Origin of the sequence: Paraburkholderia xenovorans (genome assembly GCF_046030735.1) — a bacterium.
GTDB classification, from domain to species: Bacteria; Pseudomonadota; Gammaproteobacteria; order Burkholderiales; family Burkholderiaceae; genus Paraburkholderia; species Paraburkholderia xenovorans_A.
On sequence record NZ_JAQQBV010000079.1, the window covers coordinates 1 to 6326 of the forward strand.

A 6326-nucleotide genomic window follows, 5' to 3' on the forward strand; every position below is an offset into this window, starting at 1 on the left:
ATTTAGATCTCTTTTTGCTGTCACGGTGCCTGTCTCACGTAGTTCACTATCCTGTGGCACGCAAAATGGGCACCGGATGCCACCAATTTCTTCCGCCCTTGAATAGCCGTGGCGCGTGGTGCGATCTCATTCAAATCATGTTGTTATGTTACCATAACATAAGGCCGAAACCTTTCGGGTTTACGCTGCGTGTGCTCCGTGATGTGCGCGAGTCGTCGGACTCACGTGGCACGAGCCTGGCTTGTTGGCATATCTGTATGTCATAATGACTAACATCAATATTGGCCTCCGAACCCAACAATACGGTCTATATGATGTCCGCATCCACTACCCAAACTCTGCCCCGCGCGCGCGGTACCTCGTTACATCGTCAGATGTTCCTTGTGCTTCGTGAGCGGATCGTTAGTGGCGGCTACCCCGCCGGTAGCTTGATCCCGAAAGAAGAGGATCTCTGCACATACTTTGGGGTGTCGCGCATCACTGCGCGGCGGGCCCTGACGGACCTTGAAGCACAAGGTTATGTTTACCGCCGGCAAGGTCTGGGGACTTTTGTCCCTACGGACCTGCCTGTTGCGAGGGAAGCGGCGACGCTAGGATTTGTGGATGCGCTCCACAAATCGGCCGAGGAAACCACGGTTGAGGTGCTAAACGTCGAAGTGCGACCGGTTCCGTTATCCATTGCCCAACAGTTGCAACTCGAACCTGGCGATCGTGCGATTCACGCTCTGCGATTGCGCAAGATAGGTGACGTCACTGTCATGGTGACCGATGCTTGGGTCCCAGAGCGCTACAGCAAGGCCGTCACCGCCACTACCCTGAAAAAGCGCGCACTCTATGAAATCCTGATGAGCCAGGGCGTCGAGTTCGGACGCGTCATCCAGGAAGTCACTGCAGTTGCTGCTGACCCGACTTTCGCGCAATGGCTAGGCACCGAGGTTGGTGTGCCATTGCTTAGGACCAGCCGGCTCGTGTACGACACCAACCGCATACCAGTACAGCACCTGACGCTAACTGTCACGCCTGAGCGCAGCCGTATAGTGACGGACATGTCTGTGGATTCCATGAACACGCTGCGTACCGGTCAGATTGTTCACAATGTTCAGCAACCCGATCGCGCCGCTGGCAAGCGGCGAGGTTGACAGGAATCCGGAACGGCGAACAGTGTAGACAGAAAGCTGTCGACGGCTTACCACGCAGGGCGGTTCAGGACTCGAATGCCGCAGGGGTATCCACCCCTCCTCTCACATGGTCAATGAGTTTTTGCCAAGTGCGGAAAGCGTCAAACCAACAACATCGAGTTCGTCCACCTGCCACAGATTAACGAGAAGCCGGTGCGCCTTCGCGTCGCCGATCACAGGACTGGCAAGCTCCAGGAACTTGTCCTCGATTTCTGCATCCGTGAGCGGCTCCTCCGGATCGCCCCGACGATACGGCGCAAAGTGCTCAAGTTGTTGCCCATCGTCGAGAACGACGGTCACGCGGGCAGCGCGCATACCAGGAAAGCCTGCAGTAAGCTCGGGATCTGCCTCCAGATGTACGCGTTCCATGAACGAACGCAGCAACGGATCGGCGAGCCGGTCAACGCTGAACGCATCCAGACGAACTGCCCCGTACAGGGCCGCATGGCTGACGACATACGCAAGACTGAACTTTGCCTCAAACGCTGAGCACGGTTGCGAAATGCCTGCAACCTCGATCGCGACGCGATAGGTTTTTATCCTGATTGTCCGAATCTGATCCGGCCGCAATCGATGCTCCGTCACCAAGGCTAACATCGCGTCGATGGCGGCGAAGGTGTGGCCACAGCAGCCGTGGTTCTTCTGCGTAACCCTTTCAATGTTGTAACGGGAACCGAGACCGTCGGTCACCTTCGACCAGTCAGGTGAGGCACAAAGCGCGGCACCAAATCCCACCTCGCCTTCCAGAATGTCTGCAACGCCGGTTATGCCATGCCCACTGCCCTGCGCCGCCATCACGCCGACCCAGGCCGCGTGCCCGGCGTGAAGCGCTTTTGTCATCGCATCCGAGCGGAACGCCTGCTGCAGTCCAGAAGCGAAAGTTGCCGAAGTTGCCATGGCATTCAGCGCCACGGCGGCTGCTCCGGGTTGTACCAACGCCGCCCCTGCCGCTGCCGCTCCGAAACAACCAACCGTCCCGGTCGTGTGGAAGTAGCGATAATGCGCCGGCTGCACTGCTGCGCCAATACGAGTGGAAACCTCGTAGCCGATTGTGATTGCCTTCAGCAATGCCGCGCCGGTTGTCGAGTGCTGCTCCGCCAGAGCCAATGCAGCGGCGATCGTCGGACAGCCGGGGTGGTAAACGGCATCGCGAAAAATGTCGTCGAATTCTACGGCGTGTGATGCACTGCCGTTAATCCAGGCTGCGACGCCCGCGTGCGCAGTTGTCGCGAAACCTGGCAGACTGGACTTGCCTTGTCCAAGCTCGCTAGCGTGGGCATGAAACAAGTTCGTAGCCGGCGAGACTTTCGTACCAGGAAGCAATGCCGAAAACCAATCTATCAGGGCACGTTTAGCAGCATGAGTGACTTCGGGAGGAAGAGTCCGCTTTACCTCATCCGCTACATACTGCGCGAACGTTTCAAGAATCATGGGGTGTCCTGGAAAAGCATTGACCGCTATCGACTTCCACGGCTCACGGTTGCACGTTGGGGCGGGGTGTCAGGGCGTCCAGCAATTCCCGGACCGTCACCCGATGCATGTTCATCGCCTGGTCATACAGCGACTGCGGATCAATGTCGCTACGACCGAAGCTCAGGCAATCGGTAACCTTGCGTAGCAACTCGTCATCGCTCAATGGGTCTTGCGCTGAACCGTGCAAGATTTCGATGTGTCGGCTGACTGTCCGGCCGTTTTTCAGCGTGAGCGTCACCCGCGCCCAACGAGGCGACAATGCCCCCTCCGCCTCCGACGACTCGACGCAGGCAAGAAAGCGCTGGATAGACGCACGGTTCACCGCGTCATCAGTAAACGTATCCAGTCTGACTGCGCCATCCATCAGTGCCGCCGCCACCGCATATTCGATACTGAACTTACCCTCCAGCCCCGTTACGGGGCGGTGTCGCGTAAGCGGGACAAGCGCGCTGTTACTGGTTTCCACGTGTACGTGACGGACATCTTCCAGCACGAGTTCGTTGTCCTTGCGAAGGGCGAGCAACGCATCGAGCGTTCGATGCGTTGCGTAGCACATCGGATATTGCTTGACCTCAATTCCGGCCCGTTCGATTTCTAGTGGAACGTCGCCAAGCTCGCCGAGCGATTGCGCTAGCTCCTCGTCTTGCGCATAGAGATGCATGTAGCCATGTGCACCGTCAAGAGATCGAACCGACGCTTCGAATTCCGCCTCTGCAAACAGAGCGGCCCGTACGGCGGCTGCCGCTGCCTGTCCCGCCTGGAAAGACTTTGCCTGAGTGCCAACGTTCTCGCGACAGCCCGCAGCCTGAGCCACTGCTAGACCAATCGCATTGACAACCTGTGAGCGCGCAAGCGACAGAAGATACGCGCAGGCCGCAGTCGCGCCGATCACGCCGATCGACGCAGTTGAATGCCATCCCGACTCGTAGTGAGGCACAGCCATGACGCGGGACAGCTTGCATAGCACCTCGAAGCCCACTACGTACGCCGCAACAAACCGTGCACCCGGCAGATCACGCGCTTCACCGATAGCGGTGAGCGCCGGCCACAGAACCACACTTGGGTGCCCGCGCAACGGCGTGGTTACGTCGTCATAGTCCAGCACGTGGCCGAAGATGCCATTAGCAAGCGCAGCCGCCTCACAACCGGTAACCGTACCGTCCGTCCACAAACGCGCGCCGCCATGAACGACGCCGATAGGCGAACCCGGCCCGACACCCTGGAATCCGACCAGTTTCCGGGCGCTCAACGAGGCCAGCTCGTACTTCCCCGCAACGGCGACAGCGAAAGTGTCGACGAACGTCCGTGAACATTGGAGGCGGTGCGAGTCCGTCAAACGATCGGCATCGAAGCTGCAAACGAACTCCGCAATCTGTTCGCTAGCGGTAAGCGGCTCTGTTCGAACGTCCGTGTCTACCGTCATGATATCTCCATGCCGGCAGACCGGACGAATACGCGCCCTTCCATAATGCGTCGGGCCGTACGGCTAAAACCAAGCTTGTCATACACCACGCCCTGCCCATCCGGCACAATGCGCGCCGCCACGTTGACAACCATCACACCAGACGGATGCCCGATTCTCAAGGTGTCCTGCTGCGGGCGAACAATCGACTGGTTCACCAGCGTTCCCGGAATACGTGACATTGCAGCGGTGCACATCGAACCGGTTCCCGCCATGCTCTCATGGCACTTCCGGTAAAACACCAGTCTGGCCAGCAGGTCCATCGAGATTGGGTCAACCGCTGCGCCATTCAACGTCGTGTACGAAGCAGGATCTGCGACCACCACGACCAACGGCAATGCCGGTGTCGTCTTGTCCGCTTCTTTCCAGTCGCCACAAAGACCGATCGTCTGCGCGGCTCTCGCGCGAATCTCGTCAAGGGTGACGAGTAGCGCCTCGTTGTGGTTGATCGACTCGGGACCTTCCGTTCCCGTCATGCCCAGGTCTCGCGCCCGGATGAACACGCACGGGTTGGCGACGTCGCCGATAGTGACTTCGATTGCCCAGCCATCTTCCAGCGTGATCATGTCTGTAGCGTTGCCCGTCGGCAGGATACGCCCTGTTTTCGCGCCGAGCGTCTGACGATAGTCCATCATGATTTCTGCACCGGTGCCGGGAACACCTGGAATCGCGAAATCTCCTTCGATGCGCGCCTGTCCATCTACAACCGGGACGTGGGCTACAAGGATCTTTTTGGTGTTCGTGTTGAATATGCGCACCGTCGTGATAGGCTCCACCACCCGAACCAGGCCAGCGTCGATGGCAAACGGGCCGACACCAGAAGAAATATTGCCGCAGTTGCTTGTGTAGACGACAACATCACGCTCGGGCGGAACGATTGCGTACGTATAGTCGACGTCCGCATCCTCACGCTCCGAGGGGTTGACGATGGCGATCTTGGCGGTCACAAGCCTCGATCCGCCCAGACCATCGATCTGCAATACGTCCTGACACCCCATCACACGTTTGAGCAACGTGTCCCGCGCCTGGCCAGGAGGTGGGATATCCTTCTCGTGAAAGAAGACCCCCTTGCTCGTGCCCGCACGCATGATCGTGCATGGAACGGAAAACTGCTCCCGCTTACCGGTCGAATCCATAACGCCTCCAGTTATTTGTACGCGGATCCGGCCGCGACAGCAGCGGGGGCCTCTGAATCGCCGATCCTGATTTCGTCGAATTGCGAGTCAAGCGAGCGTTTGCGAGTCTCAATGCCGAAGATCCCAACCACCAGTCCTTGAAAGATCATCAAGCCGGCAAGAATGCAGGTAACACCGGTGATCCCCCAGCCTGCGTGAAAAACCATTACCACGACCTGGGGTGCGGCGATCGACGCCAGTCGCCCCGCAACATTCGACACGGCGGTACCACGCATGCGAAGTTCCGTCGGAAATAGTTCGGGGACATACGTTGCGAACGCCAACGCACCGCCAAAGTACATGGCCGCGACAAGCAACCAGCCCATCAGCGTCGTAGCCAGCACAGAGCCCATGTGCGGATAGGCGACCCCAATCACCGCGGCGACAAATGAAATAATCGTGATGCCCCACTTGCGCCCGATCCGGTCGGAAAGAAATGCCGCGGCTCCCGCCCCGACTATCGAACCACTCGCCATAAGCGACGAGTAGCCCAACGAGGACGACATGGTCATACCGCTTTTCATCAGGAACGTCGGAACCCAGATGATGAAACCGTACAGCCCGCTAAAGGTAACGACGTTGATCACCATGCCGAGCAGGGTCGCCCGGACAAGTTTGGCGCCAAAGAGGTCCTTCAGCTGAAAGGTCTGTTGTGGCCGCGACGCGGTCAACTGTGGCTCAGGCAAGGTGTGTGTCTTCGCGATCTCGCGTTCGATTCCATCAACAATCGCGCTGGCTTCGTCAACGCGACCGACCGACTCCAACCAACGCGGAGACTCAGGAATTTTCTTGCGTGCAACCCATGTGAGCAATGCGCCGACACCCACAATAACGAACATCCACCGCCAGCCGAAGTGGGGAATAATGAAATACGAGGCAACAGTGGACACCAGCAAGGAAGAGTTGGCCGTTACGTTGAGAATGGCCGACCATTTTCCTCGACGCGAAGGTGGAATGAATTCACCCAGCATGCCGTATCCAACGATCACTTCCGCACCGAGTCCCAGCCCCATGATGAAACGCAAAATGACGAGTGAG

At 58.4% G+C, this 6326-nt stretch carries 5 protein-coding genes; 1 reads left to right on the top strand and 4 read right to left on the bottom strand.

The window, feature by feature from the left end; translation table 11 throughout:
• The first annotated feature begins 314 nt into the window (after window positions 1-314).
• Entirely contained in the window at window positions 315-1139 is an 825-nt protein-coding gene (locus tag PQQ51_RS33940; RefSeq protein ID WP_408501558.1) for a GntR family transcriptional regulator, read from the top strand.
• Window positions 1140-1241: 102 nt separating this feature from the next.
• On the opposite strand, the gene PQQ51_RS33945 is transcribed toward PQQ51_RS33940, so the two are convergent.
• From PQQ51_RS33945 to PQQ51_RS33960, 4 genes are all read right to left on the bottom strand, one after another.
• Complete coding sequence (locus PQQ51_RS33945; protein ID WP_408501559.1) at window positions 1242-2609, bottom strand: MmgE/PrpD family protein; 1368 nt, start codon at window positions 2607-2609, stop codon at window positions 1242-1244.
• 43 nt (window positions 2610-2652) lie between these two features.
• Window positions 2653-4074 (bottom strand): MmgE/PrpD family protein, encoded by a 1422-nt coding sequence (locus tag PQQ51_RS33950; protein ID WP_408501560.1) that lies wholly within the window; start codon window positions 4072-4074, stop codon window positions 2653-2655.
• Window positions 4071-5249, bottom strand: coding sequence for a 2-methylaconitate cis-trans isomerase PrpF family protein (locus PQQ51_RS33955; RefSeq protein ID WP_408501561.1), 1179 nt, complete (start codon window positions 5247-5249; stop codon window positions 4071-4073). The genes PQQ51_RS33950 and PQQ51_RS33955 overlap by 4 nt, the downstream gene beginning before the upstream one ends.
• Window positions 5250-5260: 11 nt before the next feature.
• Window positions 5261-6326: MFS transporter (locus tag PQQ51_RS33960; protein ID WP_408501562.1), on the bottom strand; the 1066-nt coding region annotated here is incomplete at its 5' end.

Coding starts and splice junctions, on each gene's coding strand:
- PQQ51_RS33950 (WP_408501560.1), bottom strand. CDS start 4,074: ATGACGGTAGACACGGACGTTCGAACAGAGCCGCTTACCGCTAGCGAA.
- PQQ51_RS33955 (WP_408501561.1), bottom strand. CDS start 5,249: ATGGATTCGACCGGTAAGCGGGAGCAGTTTTCCGTTCCATGCACGATC.
- PQQ51_RS33945 (WP_408501559.1), bottom strand. CDS start 2,609: ATGATTCTTGAAACGTTCGCGCAGTATGTAGCGGATGAGGTAAAGCGG.
- PQQ51_RS33940 (WP_408501558.1), top strand. CDS start 315: ATGTCCGCATCCACTACCCAAACTCTGCCCCGCGCGCGCGGTACCTCG.